This is a genomic window from Trichocoleus sp. FACHB-262 (assembly GCF_014696035.1).
In the GTDB taxonomy this organism is placed as follows: Bacteria; Cyanobacteriota; Cyanobacteriia; order FACHB-46; family FACHB-46; genus Trichocoleus.
Window position 1 is genome coordinate 651980 of record NZ_JACJPK010000017.1, and the last position, 16176, is coordinate 668155.

At 49.4% G+C, this 16176-nt stretch carries 17 protein-coding genes and 1 pseudogene; 9 read left to right on the top strand and 9 right to left on the bottom strand.

The features are described 5' to 3' along the window. Positions 1-54: 54 nt before the first annotated feature. Together H6F68_RS04035 and H6F68_RS04040 are read right to left on the bottom strand one after the other, a co-directional pair. Positions 55-423: a DUF1823 family protein gene (locus H6F68_RS04035; RefSeq protein ID WP_190556617.1), complete on the bottom strand. Its 369-nt coding sequence runs from the start codon at positions 421-423 to the stop codon at positions 55-57. A gap of 265 nt (positions 424-688) precedes the next feature. Then, entirely contained in the window at positions 689-1177 is a 489-nt protein-coding gene (locus H6F68_RS04040) for an orange carotenoid protein N-terminal domain-containing protein (RefSeq protein WP_190431115.1), read from the bottom strand. Between the two features lie 233 nt (positions 1178-1410). Here H6F68_RS04040 and H6F68_RS04045 point away from each other — a divergent pair, with 233 nt between their 5' ends. Next, entirely contained in the window at positions 1411-1695 is a 285-nt protein-coding gene (locus H6F68_RS04045; RefSeq protein ID WP_190550960.1) for an acylphosphatase, read from the top strand. A 12-nt stretch (positions 1696-1707) separates the two neighbouring features. On the opposite strand, the gene ggt is transcribed toward H6F68_RS04045, so the two are convergent. Both ggt and H6F68_RS04055 read right to left on the bottom strand, forming a co-directional pair. Further along, entirely contained in the window at positions 1708-3258 is a 1551-nt protein-coding gene (gene ggt / locus H6F68_RS04050) for a gamma-glutamyltransferase (protein WP_190556619.1), read from the bottom strand. 3 nt (positions 3259-3261) lie between these two features. Continuing rightward, complete coding sequence (locus H6F68_RS04055) at positions 3262-4503, bottom strand: TetR family transcriptional regulator (RefSeq protein ID WP_190550956.1); 1242 nt, start codon at positions 4501-4503, stop codon at positions 3262-3264. 196 nt (positions 4504-4699) lie between these two features. Between H6F68_RS04055 and H6F68_RS04060 the strand changes: the two genes are divergently transcribed. Both H6F68_RS04060 and H6F68_RS04065 read left to right on the top strand, forming a co-directional pair. After that, positions 4700-5554 (top strand): fatty acid desaturase, encoded by an 855-nt coding sequence (locus H6F68_RS04060; protein ID WP_190556621.1) that lies wholly within the window; start codon positions 4700-4702, stop codon positions 5552-5554. A 125-nt stretch (positions 5555-5679) separates the two neighbouring features. Next, on the top strand, positions 5680-6306 hold the full coding sequence (locus H6F68_RS04065; protein WP_190556623.1) for an HNH endonuclease: 627 nt from the start codon (positions 5680-5682) through the stop codon (positions 6304-6306). 57 nt (positions 6307-6363) lie between these two features. On the opposite strand, the gene H6F68_RS04070 is transcribed toward H6F68_RS04065, so the two are convergent. From H6F68_RS04070 to H6F68_RS04080, 5 genes and pseudogenes are all read right to left on the bottom strand, one after another. After that, positions 6364-6960: a restriction endonuclease gene (locus H6F68_RS04070; protein WP_242065319.1), complete on the bottom strand. Its 597-nt coding sequence runs from the start codon at positions 6958-6960 to the stop codon at positions 6364-6366. Further along, positions 6961-7035, bottom strand: a pseudogene (locus H6F68_RS29275) (hypothetical protein); the annotation flags it as partial. It lies immediately after the preceding gene. A 15-nt stretch (positions 7036-7050) separates the two neighbouring features. Next, the gene (locus tag H6F68_RS29280) at positions 7051-7185 is read right to left on the bottom strand and encodes a hypothetical protein (protein WP_277876003.1); all 135 of its coding nucleotides are present in this window, start codon (positions 7183-7185) and stop codon (positions 7051-7053) included. 154 nt (positions 7186-7339) lie between these two features. Then, complete coding sequence (locus tag H6F68_RS04075) at positions 7340-8506, bottom strand: pyridoxal phosphate-dependent aminotransferase (protein WP_190556625.1); 1167 nt, start codon at positions 8504-8506, stop codon at positions 7340-7342. A gap of 82 nt (positions 8507-8588) precedes the next feature. Further along, positions 8589-9671: a class I fructose-bisphosphate aldolase gene (locus tag H6F68_RS04080; RefSeq protein ID WP_190550946.1), complete on the bottom strand. Its 1083-nt coding sequence runs from the start codon at positions 9669-9671 to the stop codon at positions 8589-8591. Positions 9672-9750: 79 nt separating this feature from the next. On the opposite strand from H6F68_RS04080, the gene H6F68_RS29285 reads away from it, so the two are divergent. The 6 genes from H6F68_RS29285 to H6F68_RS04105 all read left to right on the top strand — a co-directional run bounded on the left by H6F68_RS29285 (position 9751) and on the right by H6F68_RS04105 (position 16120). Then, entirely contained in the window at positions 9751-9882 is a 132-nt protein-coding gene (locus H6F68_RS29285; protein WP_277876004.1) for a hypothetical protein, read from the top strand. Between the two features lie 108 nt (positions 9883-9990). Next, positions 9991-12213, top strand: a complete 2223-nt coding sequence (locus H6F68_RS04085) for a phosphoketolase (protein WP_190556627.1) — start codon at positions 9991-9993, stop codon at positions 12211-12213. 105 nt (positions 12214-12318) lie between these two features. After that, positions 12319-13560: an AAA family ATPase gene (locus H6F68_RS04090; RefSeq protein ID WP_190556629.1), complete on the top strand. Its 1242-nt coding sequence runs from the start codon at positions 12319-12321 to the stop codon at positions 13558-13560. 8 nt (positions 13561-13568) lie between these two features. Then, positions 13569-14084, top strand: a complete 516-nt coding sequence (locus H6F68_RS04095) for a hypothetical protein (RefSeq protein WP_190556631.1) — start codon at positions 13569-13571, stop codon at positions 14082-14084. 60 nt (positions 14085-14144) lie between these two features. Further along, on the top strand, positions 14145-14792 hold the full coding sequence (locus H6F68_RS04100) for a hypothetical protein (protein WP_190550943.1): 648 nt from the start codon (positions 14145-14147) through the stop codon (positions 14790-14792). 2 nt (positions 14793-14794) lie between these two features. After that, positions 14795-16120 (top strand): four-carbon acid sugar kinase family protein, encoded by a 1326-nt coding sequence (locus tag H6F68_RS04105; RefSeq protein ID WP_190556633.1) that lies wholly within the window; start codon positions 14795-14797, stop codon positions 16118-16120. Positions 16121-16176 lie beyond the last annotated feature (56 nt).

Genomic DNA, 16176 nt, shown 5'->3' on the forward strand with positions numbered 1-16176 from the left:
GTTCCGCCAAGTACTTGTTCTACCAAGGAATTATCCTGCCAAGCACTTGTTCCACTAATTATTGGCACTACGTAAATAACTAAGTAACCAGTTCGCCATTGTAGCTCGGCGCGTCAGTCGAGGCACCAGTTCACCTACCTTGTAGCCAGTAAACCCCAACTGCTCCTTCAGCAACTGCTTATTTTCTGCTGGAATCGATCGCGTCAGCTTCACCGTTGCGGGGCGACTCTCAATAAAATCTGGAGGTTCAGGATACGCCTCTCGCCAATCTGGAGCCACATCCGTTGCATCCCAGCGCCCATTCACATCATCGTAGCGATATCCCAAACAATGCCAAACCAAACCATTGGCGATCGCATCATCAATTTTGTCGTTAAGGATATCCCAGACAGTATCAGGATTGAGAGGAGGTAGATCAGACATAAACGAACCACAGAATTCGCAAAAACTTTTAGCCCGATCTAAAAAATTACCCCAAATCCAACCCAAAAATTTTTTCTCCTTAAAGTCTCCTTCTCCTATTCATCAGGTATACTCAACACCCCAATGCACTTCTGGAGGGGGTCTGGGGGACGCAGCCGTCCCTCAGCGGGGGTTTGGGGGCAGGTGCCCCCAAGCTCTTTTCTTAATACAAATAGGTCAAACAACCACAAAAATCTTTTACAGACGATTCAGTTCACCCAATACCTTAGGTGAAAACAGCGCCTTCTTTGGGCTCAGGACCAATGCAGGAAACCACATTCCGCATAAACGTAATTTGGTCATTAAACTCTAGCCCCTTAATCGCATTAAAGAACTCTTGAGCATCACCAGACATTTGATAGTCAGAAGGCACATTAACGATCTGACCGTTCTCCATGCCTTGAGCTAACAGATACCAAAAAGCCAATCTGTTGCTGGAGTTGAAGTCTCCATAAGAAGTACCAAACTCCGAGGGTTGGCCAGCTACGACATCCCGTTGAGCTTGAAGCTGTTGATCTTGAGGCAGTTGTTGAATGCGATCGACAACCCCTTGAGCGATCGCGAAACCAGAGGTGTCAGGGCCACCTTTGGGGGTGAGAGAACCCTTCAGTTCCTCATAAATAAACCACAAAAAAGCAAGTTGAGTATCTGCATCAAAGGATTGGAAACTTTGGATCGCTTGCTTTTGATTATTGGCAATGTCAGTGTATGTCATAGGAGCTTGAAATTAACAACCCCTGAAATTTAACAAGCGGTACAGTGGGCTTAACCCTGCTCAAGACATAAGCTTCTAACTAAAATCATCGCCTTTAACCCAACTATGGACAGAGGTTAGTTTCTGGCGGTGCCACAAATGGAGAACAACATCCATAAGACTAAGAATCAAGCTCAAGCCTCGATTATGAGTGCTGAGTTCCGCATTATGAGTTCGCATTAGAGGGCAGCTAAATGGCAAACGTTAACCACCCAAGAGCACATGTTTGGATTTCTGGGCGAGTCCAAGGTGTTGGTTATCGCATGTCAACTTGTCAGGCCGCAGAAACCCTAGGAGTCAATGGTTGGGTCAAGAACTTACCCGACGGACGAGTAGAAGCAGTATTTGAGGGTCCACCAGAATTGCTGGAAGAGATGATTCGGTGGTGTCACAAAGGGCCACAGATGGCGATCGTTCAAGAAGTCAAAGTGGAGTACGAAGAACCAGAAGAAATTCAAGGATTTCATACGAGTCGCTGAACGAGCCCAAAATTAGCAGCTCATTACAACACCACTACGACGGCGATCGCCCGCACCCGTAATGGTTCCGTCTGCATCTCGTATCACAGTATGCACGCCACCAAAAAACATATTTTCCTGCTGCCACAACACCCGTTCATCGTCCGGTGGAAGATGCAGTTTGCTCAGCTCAGCCTCACTAAATCCTGGCTCAACATTAAATACAGAGTTTTCCCAATGAATTCGTGGACTCTCCACTGCGGCTGCCACAGGCATTTGGAAATCTAAAATATTAGAAATTACTTGCAGAATTGCGGTTCTAATTCGATTGGAACCTCCAGAACCTAAAACAATCTCTGGCTGCTGATCTTTCAGCACAATCGTAGGAGCCATCATAGACGCGATGCGTGTATTCTCCTGCCATTGATGAAAGCCATTTGGGTTCAAATCTTCTTCGCCCAACATGTTATTCATCATGATGCCAGTGCCAGGAACTATGTAACCGCAACCTTCGCCATTAGAAGTAGTTACACTCGCAGCATTGCCTTCATCATCAATCACGCTCAGATGCGTTGTACTGCCCCACTTATTCACGGTATTCGATAACTGCGCTTGATACACTTCCACTTGAGCACCGTCCAGAAATGCTTGAGAATCCTGCTGGAAGAGTTGGTAAGATTGCTCCCGACGCGCTACATTCGTCAATCGCATCGTCGTAGCCAAAAGATCTAAATGTTGAGCACTGCCAAACTCAAAAGCTGTTAGATCGATCGCAGACAAAAGCTCCAAAGCAAAAGCAATTAAAGTGCCGCCAGAGCTAGGAGTAGGGTTGGTCAGTAGAATATTATCGCGATAATTAATCGTCAAAGGCCGACGTTCAATCACCTGATACTGCTGTAAATCTTCCAGGGTTAAATAACCACCAAAGTTTTCACAGTCTTGAGCAATTTGATGGGCAATATCACCTTGATAAAATCCCTTCGGTCCAGTTTTAGCTAAATAAGCTAATGTCTCTGCTAAGTCTGGCATCACCAAATTAGTTCCAAGTGCGACCAAAGGACCGTCAGGAGCAAAAATTTGGCGTGATTCTGCTGAAGCAGTCAGAATTGGGCTGAGAATTTGAAAACAAAAATACTGGAAATCAGAAATTTCTACACCGTTTTTGGCATAGTGAACTGCAGGTTCTGCGATCGCCTGAAAAGGCAACCTACCTAATCTTTGGTGCACGTGAAAAATGCCAGCCACATTTCCTGGTACTCCCATCGATCCCAAGCCAATGTGAAATTCTTGAATCGCCCCACCAAAGTTGACATCAACCGGGTAAAAATCCAGAGCAGATTGGGCCTTTTTCGAGCCAGGTGTTTGAGTAAAAAAATCAAATAAAATATCTTCTTGCTGAGACGTATGCGCTAAAAGAAACCCTCCTCCTGCTGGAGAAGTCAGCGTCGGCTCCACGACAAAAGCCGCCATTACCGCTGCGATCGCCGCATCAAAGGCATTACCCCCTAAGCGCAACATTTCCAGCCCTGCTTCGGCTGTTTTCGCATGTCCCGCAGCAATCACACCGTGAGTTGAATTTGGCATAATCTATGTTTTCTGATCGAGGCGAATCGCTTGTTCTAGAGCCGCTTTAGTTTTGGCTCGCTGCACGTAGGCTTGCAACTGAGTGATATCCCAACCAATTAGCATACTTAGGTCTTCTAAACTCAGCCCGCGCATCAGCATTTCCACACACCAAGTTGGTTGGGCTTGCTCAATCCGGGGTGGGTGCCCCTCCGGGGTCAACAAATTCTCTATCATCTGCTGCCATTGAGATCGCACTTCCACCTCTGAAATCGGTTCGCCCGTAGCCGAAAGAAACAAAGCAGACTGGGCATCTTTACGACTTTTGAGCCAGTGAGTCAGGGGATTGCGAGTATAGGAGCCATAGCGTTGCCCCAAAATCCACTGGTTGACTGGTACTTGTCTCACCCCATTGCGGAGCACTTGCAACCAATGTTGCTGAGTGGCACTAAACTGTTGCGATCGCTGCAAAGCACTTATTTCAGACACACTCAAACCCGCTGCAAACAGCACGTAGGCGATCGCATATTCTTGCAACCCCCGTTTTTTCGCTTGTTGCAAAATAGCATGAACTAAAGGAGCGGGAAGATCAGCTATAGATTCCGAGCCCAAAGGAGCGATCGCCTCCCAAGGATAAGCCGTCATCGCTTCTAGCTGCGCCTCTGACTGAAACACAGCTCCATGCAAAAACAGCTCCACCAAATTATCTAAAAAGTCATCTCGGCTTTCCCAGAGTTCGTGAAACTCACTAGTAAACTCGATCACGGCATACCCCAACAACATGCCGTTTAGTAAACTAGCCAACTTTTCTGCCGGAAGGAGAGTTCGCAAATGTCCCTGATGAATTACTGTGGCTAAATACTCGGCAACATAACGATTCGCCTCTGTGATGCCTTGCCCCAAAGCTTGGCGGTTCTCGGCAGGATACTGGCCCGCTTCCCCAACCACAGAGCGAACAAAGTCTGGCACACGCTCCAGCGCCTGGAGACAAGCGTTAGCATAGTCTTTAAGGGTTTGAGCAATATTGCTAGTTTGGTTGGCTTGCTGAATCAGGGACTCGCCGAGCTGGGTAAACATCCCAGAGTCTTCCAGCACCGCCAGCAGCAGGCCATGCTTGTTACCAAAATGCCGAAATAGCGTGACTTCATTGACCTCTGCTAGTTCAGCGATTTGTCTTGTTGTGGTTTCGGTGACCCCCTGAGCCGTAAACAGCTCAATGGCCGCGTTAATGAGGCGCTGTCGCGTCAGACTTCGTTGAGCAGACATAGATAAAATGCAAGTACCACTTGCAATTGCTGGATGGGATTGCTAAGCTATGTAAGTATGGCTTGCATCCTCCTACTGTAGCGGTCTTTTTTGACTTCGATCAAAACCAAGGCACAACCAGTGAACAGCGAGGGCGAGTTCACCAGTCCTGAAACTCCCCAGCACTGGTTAAATACGGCATTCAAATAGGAAATTTATGACCTCTAATTCCATTGCGCCTGCTGCTACAGGTAGGCCATCCCTGTCGCTGAGTTGGTCTAATGTGCTCTTTTTCGGGAGCTTTCACGCCATCGCTTTGCTGGCACCTTGGTTTTTTTCGTGGTCGGCTCTAGGCGTTACCCTGTTTCTCCATTGGCTGTTTGGCAGCATTGGCATCTGCTTGGGCTATCACCGACTCGTCAGCCACCGCAGTTTTCAAGTACCCAAATGGTTGGAGTACATCATCATTACCATCGGAGCCTTAGCGCTACAGGGCGGGCCAATTTTTTGGATTGGAGGTCATCGCCAACACCACGCTTTTGCTGAGGATGTAGACAAAGATCCCTACTCTTCCAAGCGCGGTTTCTGGTGGAGCCACATGCTCTGGGTTCTGTACCCGCGTGACGAGTTCTTTAATCCCGAAAAGTACTACAGATACGCCCCCGATCTCGCTCGCGATGCTTACTATCGCTTTCTCGATCGCTATCATGTATTGCTACAAATCCCGATGGGCCTAGGGCTATACGCGATCGGTGGTTGGTCGTATGTGGTCTGGGGTCTGTTTTTACGCGCAGTACTGTTGTGGCATAGCACTTGGTTCATCAACTCTGTCTCTCACTTGCGCGGCTATCGTACTTATGAAGTGGAAGATAACTCCCGTAATCTTTGGTGGGCAGCTCTGATCACTTACGGCGAAGGCTGGCACAACAATCACCACGCTCAACCGAATGTGGCACCCGCAGGCCGCCATTGGTGGGAAATTGATGTCACCTGGTGGGCAATTAAAGCGCTCAAAGCAGTTGGTTTAGCTAAGAAAGTGGTGATGCCACCTACAGTAAAAACAGCCAATTAGTTAATACTTACTCGCTTCATCAACAGGTATTAACTCACCTGTAAACCTCAAGCCTTTAGATCGCAGTTCAAGTAACTCTTGTCTCGGTTTAGAGGCTTTTTTGATGCAACTTAACTTATGGAGAAATGGAGAAGAGGTTGAGCGATCGCCCCTGTCTTCGAGAGCCAATTCCTGAAATTGTAGATGCCGCACGTTATTTGGATGCAGCAGTATCAGCCCACCTTATCGGACGATTTGATTTGGCTGAAGCTTTGATCCGTCTTGCCGATATTCCCGCAGTTCGAGAGTGGACAGAATCTCTCTGGGGTGCTACCAGCCCCTACACGCAGTACCGAGTTATAGAGAACGCATCTCCGCACTTACCGAAGGATCAACGGGTTCCGAATCGGATGCCAACAGCAGCCCAAACACATTTTCTGCATCAACGGGACGGCTACCACTGTAGATTTTGCGGTATCCCAGTCATCCGAAGTGAAGTCCGCGATCGCCTCAGAAAGTTTTATCCAGATGCCCTACCGTGGGGAAAAACGAATCCAGAACAACATTCCGCCTTCCAAGCTCTATGGTTGCAATACGATCATCTGCTGCCTCACGCCAGAGGTGGCAACAATGATTTAGAGAATGTCGTGATTACTTGCGCACCCTGTAATTTTGGTCGCGGCAGTTACACATTGGAAGAGGTTGGTTTAGCTGATCCCAGACTACGAGAACCTGTTCGCTCGACATGGGATGGACTAGAGCGATTTTGTTAAGCAGTGCGATCGCCAATCTTGACGTGTAATGCAAAGTAAGAGACTGGTAAGCGCATTTCAAATCTTAGTAAACCAATCACTATCAACCTCTACAGACTCGATCATCGTTATTTTGACACCCAATCTCAGCTCTTTTAGGCGCTGAACCAACTGTTCGCCATCTATCAAATCAATCGGTGGTGCCCCATCTCGTGTGGCTTCTTTGAGCGCATCTCTTGTAAAGGTTCCAGTTGTAATAAACAAGCCCTTATCAGTACGTCCCTGCATCGCTCCACGAAAATCTCTAATTTGACTAGCTGAGACTGCACCTTGATAGCGTTTGCACTGGAATAAAACATGGAAGCTCAAAAAACCACTGATTCGAGCAATACCAACACCATCAATACCCCCATCCCCAGCCTTACCTGTCACCTGCACTTGAATAAAACCTGATTCGCGCAGTAGACGTTGTGCTAAACGTTCAAACGCACTGGGTTCTAGCGAGAGTAGGGTTTTATGAAGTTGTTGATGCCAAGCTAGCTCTTCTAAAGTTTCAATCACTCCAACGGCTTCGTCTGGAGCATCTGACGGGGCAGCTTTGTTCTTGTCACCATCTCGAACAGCCTTAACAATTTCCTTGGCATCCAGTTTGTCAAGATTGATGGATGTTGACAATCAAGACCAAACCCCGCGGGCTGAGTTCTGCAATAAGCCGTACTTTTTTAGATAGGTACGACTCCACGCAAGCCGATACTCAACCTCGCTCTATGAGGTACTGCCATGCGAAATTTCAAGCACCTTATCAGGCAGGTTGAGAAGTTGAACTACTTTGTCATAAATCTCTTCAGTTGTGCCGGAACCACCCAAAATTTGTAGAGCTTGAATTGTAGGCAAAAACATTGAGTCAAATGTAGGAACTGAAGAGGCGGAGCGCTTCATGGAAAAACTACTAGTCGATTTATAGAAGCAGATTTACAGAGATAGAGCTTTGTCAACTATAAATCGATGGTCATGATGTAAGACTATTTCGCGATCGCCCCTCCAACTCCTTACTTCAGAAACGCGATCGCACGAATTCTGCTAAACGCTCCATACCTGTTTCGATCGTAGCCATGTCAGTGGCGTAGGAGAGACGGATGTGGTCATCTGCACCAAAGGCAACACCTGGAATTACCGCGACCTGTTGAGTTTCGAGCAACTTATCGCAGAACTCTAAGGACTTGAGGCCAGTCTTGCTGATATTGGGGAATAGGTAGAAGGCTCCGTCTGGTGGCGGGCAGCTTAGACCAGGAATCGCGTTGAGGTGGTCTAGCATCACTTGACGACGCTGGGCAAAGGCTTGCCGCATTTCTTCCACGCAGTCTTGAGAGCCTGTATAAGCTGCGATCGCTCCATATTGAGCAAAGGTGCAGACATTAGAAGTGCTGTGGCTTTGCAGCGTACTCACAGCCTTAATTAAATCTGTTGGGCCTGCCAAGTAGCCAATTCGCCAGCCAGTCATCGAGTAGGCTTTGGCAAAACCGTTACTGATAATCGTCCGCTCAAACACTTCTGGACTCACCGCACCAATGCTGAGATGCTCAGCGTCGCCGTAGATCATCTTTTCGTAGATTTCGTCAGAAACCACTAGGATGTCTTGCTCGACGATGACTTGGGCGATCGCACGAATTTCATCGGGGGTGTAGACAACGCCTGTAGGGTTGGAGGGCGAGTTGAGAATAAACAACCGCGTTCTGGGCGTGATGGCTTGGCGCAGTTGGTCGGGGGTGACTTTGAAGTCACTGGCAGCATCTGTTTCGAGGATCACAGGCACTCCTGCGGCGAGCTTCACCATTTCTGGGTAGCTAAGCCAGTAGGGGGCAGGAATAATCACCTCATCGCCGGGATTCAACAGGGCCAGCATAAGATTGAACAGAGAATGCTTGCCACCATTGGTGACGACAATCTGTTCCGCTCGGTAGGACAGGTGATTCTGGCTTTGCAGTTTCTGGGCGATCGCTTCTCGCAGCTTCGGTTCCCCTGCCGCTGGCCCGTATTTGGTTTTGCCCTGATCCAGCGCTTGCTTGGCAGCTTCTTTAATATGCGTGGGGGTATCAAAGTCGGGTTCCCCAGCGCTGAAACTACACACATCAATGCCGTCGGCCTTCAGAGCTTTCGCTTTTGCGGCGATCGCCAATGTCAAAGAAGGTGATACCTGCCCCACTCGTGCTGCCAGCTTCATTACGCTTTCAGGTTTGTTAGATGTCAGATTCCTAGATTAATCCAAAATCTCAAATCGCAAAGCGTCAATCACAAAGAAATCATCAGGCGATCGTCACATCGGGTGACAAGTAAACGTCTTGAATGGCGTGAAAGAGTTGCACTCCTTCCTCAAACGGACGCTGGAAGGTCTTACGGCCTGAGATTAAGCCAGAACCCCCGGCGCGTTTGTTCACCACAGCAGTCCGGATGGCTTCGGCAAAATCATTTTTACCAGAAGCACCGCCAGAGTTGATTAGACCCGCTCGTCCGGCGTAGCAGTTGAGCAACTGATAGCGGGTGAGGTCGATGGGATGGTCGGTGGTGAGTTCAGAGTAAACTTTCTCATGGGTTTTGCCGTAGCTTTTGCCTGTGGCTTGGGCAACTGCTTTATAGCCATTGTTCAGTTCAGGCAATTTTTGCTTGATGATGTCGGCTTGGATGGTGACGCCAAGGTGGTTTGCCTGGGCGGTGAGGTCGCCCGCTAGGTGATAGTCTTTGTCTTGCTTGAAAGCGTCATTGCGTAAGTAGCACCAGAGAATCGTCGCCATGCCGTATTCGTGAGCGAGGGCAAAGGCTTGGCTGACTTCCTGGATTTGGCGATCGGACTCTTCGGAACCGAAATAAATGGTGGCTCCCACGGCCACGGCTCCCAGGTTCCAAGCTTGCTCGACTGAGGCAAACATGATCTGGTCGAATTTGTTGGGGTAAGTGAGGAGTTCGTTGTGGTTGAGTTTAAGGATGAACGGGATTTTGTGGGCGTATTTGCGAGAAACGCTGCCTAAGACTCCTAAGGTGGTGGCAACGGCGTTGCAGCCTGCGGCGATCGCGAGTTTAATGATGTTCTCGCTGTCGAAGTAGATGGGGTTGGGGGCAAAGGAGGCACCCGCAGAGTGTTCAATGCCTTGGTCTACGGGCAGAATCGACAAGTAACCTGTGTTGGCTAGGCGGCCATAGGAGTAGAGCTGTTGGAGGCTCCGCAAAACTTGGGGGGAGCGATCGCTCTGGGCAAAGATGCGCTCGATCCAATCGGGGCCAGGCAAATGTATAAGGTCTTTGGAAATTTTAGCTTTGTGGGTTAGGAGGTCTTGGGCTTCTTCTCCAAGCCAAGATTCGATGGACTGCGGCACAGATAATGTAGCGGTCATAGTGCTTGTCCTCTGCTTCAGAACGGTGATCGTCTGTTGTTCTCTCTATGGTAGTTAGCTTGTCTAGGAAGTGGTGTACGTGTCTGTATCTACAGAATCATTTGGGAATCCGAGCCTTGGGGGCACTCGCCCCCAAACCCCCGCTGAAGGACGGCTGCGTCCTCCAGACCTCCTCCAGACGAGTTTAGGTGTTAGTGTTTCGACTTCTTAAATTCTTTTAACTCCTGCCTTACCCTCCAACCCTCACCCCTCACTCCTCCCTGTACTATGGGAAAGGGTTATTTGACCTGATCCGTTTTTGCAAATAGGTGTCTTCAGCATGACCGCAGTCACTCCGAATCCTATGTCCGCTGTTCCTGCTTTCTGTGAGGGCATTCAGTATTTTGGTGATACGGTGCCTGGGTTTGATGCCTATGGCCAAGCTCCGGCGATCGCGGCAGATCAAAAGGCGATCGCGAGTTCGACGGATCAGGCGGCGGTTTATCAGACGATGCTAGCGGCGGATGCGTTGCGCTATCTGATTTTGCAGGTGACGGCGAGTAAGGCTTCGGGGCATCCGGGTGGGTTTGCTAGCCAAGCGGAGGCTTATGCGGCGCTGGTGATGTTGGGTCACAAGAACATCATTACGGAAGTGGGGCACCACGCGCCTGGGTTCTACAGTGGGATGTTTCTGGATCGCTCGTTGGAAGCAATGGGCATCAAGACGGTGCAACAACTGCGCGATCGCTTCCGGGAAAAGCACGGGCTATTAGGGCACTTGTCGGGCTACATTCCCGGTATTTTGGCTCCAGCGGGACCGTTGGGGCAGGGGCAACACTTTGCGATGGCGGCGGCGCTACTGCACCGGAACACGCTATTTCCTTACACGGTGGGCGATGGGGGCTTGGGTGAGCCTTACATTATGAGTTCGATGGCCCATTTCCACACGGCTTACCCGGAAGCAACCAATTTCCTACCCGTGTTGGTTTGGAATGGCTTCAGCCAAGAACATCACAGTATGGTGTCGCTGAAGTCTAATGAGGAAATGCTGGCTTTCTGGCGCGGTAATGGGTTTGAGGAAGTGATTTTGGTGGATGCCAAAGCTTTCGATGACCAAAACCAACCTGGGGATTACGTGGATAGCACTGCTTTTTCGTTTGAGCAGCGGTTGGCGTTTACCGAAGCGGTCTTAGCGGGTGTGGACCAAGCCGCAAAGTCAGCGTTGAGCGGCAAGTTGACGGTGTTCATTATTAAGCAGCTCAAGGGGGCTGGGGTACATGCTCGTGGTGCAAAATCCCACAACCTCTACGCCCACCACACGCTCGACAACCCCGATATTGTGACAGCGCTACAAGCTCGCGCTTTATCAGGTAAAGCTTGGGAACTAGTGCGGACCAATTTTGAGCGATCGAATGGGGGGCCATCCGCTAAGACTGCGGTGACTGAGTCGGAACTCCCCTTGCCTGACTTGGGCAAACTACCGCTAGAAGAGTACTCGGTGGGGGGCGACCCGAAAGTGTCCACTACGTCGATGGGGCGCTTGGTGGCTGCGGTAGGACAGCGCGATCGCAACTACATCGTGACCAATGCGGACGGCAACGAAGCTTCGGGGATTGCCAACATCAACCAAGCCCTCAAAATCATTCATCCCACCACCGACGATCTCTACAACCAAAGCCCCACGGGTCAGGTTTACGAGCCTTTGAGTGAAGATGCTTGTGCAGGACTGGCCGCAGGTTTGGCGTTAATGGGGAGCCGTACGCTCTGGTGCTCCTACGAATCATTTGCCATCAACGGCTTACCGATTTGGCAAACGGTGACGCAGGCCATGTCTGAGCTGCGCCGCCCCACCCCTTCGACCGTGACGCTGTTTACGGCTGGAGCCTTGGAGCAGGGCCGCAACGGTTGGACTCACCAACGCCCTGAAGTGGAAGCCTACTTTGCCGCCATGATGCGGAATGGCAACGTTTTCCCGCTGTTTCCACCCGATGCCAACAGCATCCAAGTCTGCTACGACTGGGCCTTAACGACCAAAAACAAAGGCATTGTGATCACAGCCAGCAAATCACCTCTGCCGATTCGCACCACGTTTGCCCAAGCTCAGCAAGGGTTAGAGCAAGGAGCCGTCACGCTCCAAGAAATCGCAGGGACAGAAGGCGGCAAGCTCGTAGTCTTGGCCGTGATTGGCGACATGACCCTCATTCCAGCATTAGAAGCCGCTACCTTCTTGGAGACAGAAGGACTCGCGGTGCGGGTCGTCTCCATCGTCAACCCCCGTCGCCTCTACCGTGCCTCTGATGTGGCTTGGGAGACCTGCTCTGAAGCTGACGGCACTTTCTTGGATGATGCTGGCTTTGCAGCCCTATTTGGCGGCGATGCCCTGCTCGGCATTACAGGCGGTGCCAGCGGCATGCTAGAGCCGATCATGCTCCGCAGCACCAGTAAGCGAGACACCTTCGCTTGGAAACGCGGTGAAACCACAGCCAGCGCCGGAGAACTGATGGCTTTCAATGGCTTGACTGCGGAAGCGATCGCCAAACGGGCGATCGAACTCGTTCACTAGAGCCAAGCTTTACACCCTGCCCCTATTCACTCATCGCTGGGTAGGGGCTAGTTAGACTATGTAGTAAGTCAGCAACAACCAGCGCAAATATTTTCGGAGTGGGTAATGCTCAAAAAACTCATCCTAGAAAACTGGAAAAGTTTTCGCTACGCCGAGTTACCCATCGACCCACTCACGATTTTGATTGGCACAAACGCCAGTGGAAAATCGAACGCTCTCGAAGCTTTAGATTTCCTGAGCCGCATAGCTTCAGGACAAGAGATTAAATCAGCTTTAACAGGCGATCGCTCAATCCCTCCAATTCGGGGTGGAGTTCAAGGGATTGCCTTTAAGCCCGAAATACCTTTTAGATTAACTATACAAGTCCAGGGTAGAGATGAATATACGGATTACCTCTACTGCATTGACGTAGAAACGAAACCAAAAACTCAGCTCCATGCTGAAGCGTTAAAGCAAACTAGAAAACCTTCCAAAAAACACCAAGAGTTTTTGGAAAGAACTTTATTTGAGGCTAAAGTTCCATCATCCCAATCGTTAGGAATTACTTTAGAAGTTCACGATACACCGGGTAGTCAGAGAGAATTAGAGTTTCAAAGAGTTAGCTCCGTTTTGAGTCAAATCAAGGGATTCTCTATGGATCTTGTTGAAAGTACTCATATTGCTTCTCAAGCCCTCCAAAGGATTTTTGTTTTAGATCCAATTCCTTCAATGATGAGGGATTACTCACCACTTTCCGAGGCTCTTCAGAGAGACGCCGCTAATATTGCAGGCGTAATAGCAGCTCTACCAGAACAAGATAAATCTCACATCGAAGCAACTTTAGCTGCCTATGTTAGGCATTTACCAGAACGAGACATTCACAAAGTTTGGGCTGAGCCTGTTGGACGGTTACACACGGATGCCATGCTTTACTGCGAGGAGTCTTGGGTTCCTGGGGGAGAGCCAACTGTGATAGATGCCAGAGGAATGTCGGATGGAACTTTGCGGTTTTTGGCAATTTTGACAGCACTTTTAACTCGTCCTGAAGGCAGTCAATTAGTCATTGAGGAAGTCGATAATGGGCTGCATCCTTCCCGAGCAGATTTACTTCTAAAGATGCTCAGAGAAATTGGTGAGCAAAGGCAGATTGATGTTTTAGTTACGACGCATAATCCCGCTTTACTCAATGCTCTAGAGCCAGAAATGATTCCTTTTGTGATAGTGACTCATCGAGATTCACAAACTGGTGAAAGCAAGTTAACTCCACTAGAAGATTTGAAGAATTTACCTAAGCTCATGGCTTCTGGACCGCTTGGTAAGCTGGCCGAACAAGGCTCAATTGAGCGTAGCCTATCAAGTGCTAACTAGCCTGACTCATGCGAAAAGTTTTGATCATCGATACGTCAATCCTTTGCGTTTGGTTAGCAGTTCCTGGTAAAACAACTTGTGGTTCAGCTAGTAATCATTGGAATAAAGCACGAGTTGATAAAGTTTTAGAAGAAGAAATTCAGGCTGCTACAACCCTGGTTCTTCCATTAGCAACTATTTTGGAAACAGGCAACCATATTGCTCAAGCTGGTTCATGTCGCTACGAAACAGCTCAAGCATTAGCAAAGTTGATGGCAGAAGCAGCAGATGAAAAAACGCCTTGGGCTGCTTTTACTGATCAGTCCGTCCTGTGGGAAGCAGAGGAGCTGAAAAAGCTAGCCATTGAGTGGCCTAACCTAGCAGCGCGAAAGATTTCAATTGGAGACGCTACCATCAAAACAGTTGCTGAACACTACGCTAGGAGCGGGCATCAAGTTGAAATCTTCACAGGAGATGAAGGATTAAAAGCTTATGAACCCTCTGTTCCAGTGAAACCTCCGAGGCGGCGCAGAAGTCAAACTTAAGATTGTGAGCAGTAGCAACTAAACCGTAGCCTGCGGCATCTAGTTAGGGGGCATCGACTGGTGCGATCGGATTTACAGAGCTTGGAGATTACTAAAGGCGAGCTACGGCGGCTAAGTGGGATGCGTCGCGGTGACTTGCTGATTCCTCCTACCAGAAGGCAAGTGAGCTGGGAAATTCTCAGGACTCTGCTCGCGATCGCCCTCCTCGGTCTCAGCTATTGGGTTTTAGCCCTAAACTTTGCCAACCACACTTTTCTGCTAATCGCGCTGCATCTCAGTGCGGTGATAGGGCTGATTGTAGATGATGTGCAAACGATTCTCTTTAGTCAGAAAAATCGTCATCTCATTAATCTAGTGATGGATGTCGATCGCTACAACGCGGTGATCAAAGCGATCGACATTAATGATCAAATTGAAGCGGCAGGCAACTCAGAAGTAGCTCTGAATAATCGTGAGCAGGTAATTGAGGCTTTGGGACTGACCAGAGCTGATTTAGTTCGGGCGCTGAAAACAGAAAGGATTTTGCGAACAAATCAACGCTTCATTGCTCGTCATTCGGATTTATTTGACAATAACTTGACAGCTCTAGCAACTTTACAAGTTAATGATCAAGCCAGCGAGCATGGACGATTGCTGAATCAGGCATTGGACATCGCAGTCGATGTGCAAGCAGAAATGAAAAAGTTGCAAAATCAGCGATTCAGTTAAGCATGACTACCAAGCCCAAAATTATTGTTCTAGATGACGACCCCACGGGTTCGCAGACTGTGCATAGCTGTTTGCTCCTGACTCGCTGGGATGTAGAGACGCTGCGGGTCGGCTTAGCTGATGAGTCTCCCATCTTTTTTGTTCTGACTAATACTCGTGCCTTGTCACCCGAAGAAGCCACAATCGTGACGCGGGAAGCTTGCCAGAACTTAAAGCAGGCGATCGCCCTCGAATCCATCCAAGATTTTCTAATTGTTAGTCGCTCTGACTCCACGCTACGCGGCCATTATCCTGTCGAAACCGATGCGATCGCGGAGGAACTTGGCCCTTTTGACGCTCACTTTCTCGTTCCTGCTTTCTTTGAGGGCGGTAGATTTACGCGAGACAGCATCCATTACCTGGTGGTGGATGGCGTGCCCACTCCAGTGCATGAAACCGAATTTGCCCGTGACTCTGTGTTTGCTTACCACCACAGCTACCTGCCTGATTATGTGGAGGAGAAAACTCAAGGGCGTGTTACTGCTGATCAAGTTGAGCGCTTCCTCACCGCTGACATTCAAGCTGGGGTGCGCGATCGCTTGCTGCAACTCACCAACAACCAATGTGGCGTGGTGGATGCGGAAAACCAAGCCGACTTAAATCACTTTGCAGCTGATATTTTGGCAGTAGCAGCCGAAGGAAAGCGGTTCTTGTTTCGTAGTGCGGCCAGTTTACTCACCGCGCTAGCTGCTTTACCTCCCCAACCCACTGCGCCAGAAGATATGGCCCAGTACGCCAGAGATGGCAAGCCAGGTGCTGTCATCGTGGGTTCTCATGTCAAGAAAACCACGGAACAGTTAGAGCTACTCCTGCAAGAACCAGACATTGTGGGGGTTGAGGTGGCAGTCGCTCGGTTAAGAGATAGTGATGCGGATAGTCGTGCCGCTCTCTTAGACGAAACGTTGCAAGCAGTCCGTGAGGCTCATGATGCTGGGAAAACGCCCGTGGTTTACACCAGTCGCCAAGAACTCACCTTTGAAGATGTGCAGGTACGCCTAGACTTTGGTACAGCCGTTTCAGCGTTGCTGATGGATGTTGTGCGCGGATTACCTCGTGAGATTGGTTTTCTCATTAGTAAAGGAGGCATTACCTCCAACGATGTGCTGAGTACAGGCTTAAACTTGCCCACCGCTCGGCTCTTAGGCCAAGTTCTGGCAGGCTGCTCAATGGTTTGCACTCCCGCCAACCATCCTCTCTTCCCTAACTTGCCTGTGGTGCTGTTTCCTGGCAATGTGGGGGATGCCGATGGGTTAGCTACGGTTTATCGTCGGCTCAACAAACCTAGTTAAAATACAGTCCTACCCTCTCCATGAGGGGAAATGAATCTGCAAAATCCCCCAGAATC

Excerpts from the sequence above, each read along its gene's own strand:
- H6F68_RS04060 (WP_190556621.1), top strand. The coding sequence starts at position 4,700 with ATGACCTCTAATTCCATTGCGCCTGCTGCTACAGGTAGGCCATCCCTG.
- H6F68_RS04035 (WP_190556617.1), bottom strand. The coding sequence starts at position 423 with ATGTCTGATCTACCTCCTCTCAATCCTGATACTGTCTGGGATATCCTT.
- H6F68_RS04080 (WP_190550946.1), bottom strand. The coding sequence starts at position 9,671 with ATGACCGCTACATTATCTGTGCCGCAGTCCATCGAATCTTGGCTTGGA.
- H6F68_RS04095 (WP_190556631.1), top strand. The coding sequence starts at position 13,569 with ATGCGAAAAGTTTTGATCATCGATACGTCAATCCTTTGCGTTTGGTTA.
- H6F68_RS04040 (WP_190431115.1), bottom strand. The coding sequence starts at position 1,177 with ATGACATACACTGACATTGCCAATAATCAAAAGCAAGCGATCCAAAGT.
- H6F68_RS04075 (WP_190556625.1), bottom strand. The coding sequence starts at position 8,506 with ATGAAGCTGGCAGCACGAGTGGGGCAGGTATCACCTTCTTTGACATTG.
- H6F68_RS04105 (WP_190556633.1), top strand. The coding sequence starts at position 14,795 with ATGACTACCAAGCCCAAAATTATTGTTCTAGATGACGACCCCACGGGT.
- H6F68_RS29280 (WP_277876003.1), bottom strand. The coding sequence starts at position 7,185 with ATGTTTTTGCCTACAATTCAAGCTCTACAAATTTTGGGTGGTTCCGGC.
- H6F68_RS04055 (WP_190550956.1), bottom strand. The coding sequence starts at position 4,503 with ATGTCTGCTCAACGAAGTCTGACGCGACAGCGCCTCATTAACGCGGCC.
- H6F68_RS04065 (WP_190556623.1), top strand. The coding sequence starts at position 5,680 with ATGGAGAAGAGGTTGAGCGATCGCCCCTGTCTTCGAGAGCCAATTCCT.
- ggt (WP_190556619.1), bottom strand. The coding sequence starts at position 3,258 with ATGCCAAATTCAACTCACGGTGTGATTGCTGCGGGACATGCGAAAACA.
- H6F68_RS04085 (WP_190556627.1), top strand. The coding sequence starts at position 9,991 with ATGACCGCAGTCACTCCGAATCCTATGTCCGCTGTTCCTGCTTTCTGT.
- H6F68_RS04090 (WP_190556629.1), top strand. The coding sequence starts at position 12,319 with ATGCTCAAAAAACTCATCCTAGAAAACTGGAAAAGTTTTCGCTACGCC.
- H6F68_RS04045 (WP_190550960.1), top strand. The coding sequence starts at position 1,411 with ATGGCAAACGTTAACCACCCAAGAGCACATGTTTGGATTTCTGGGCGA.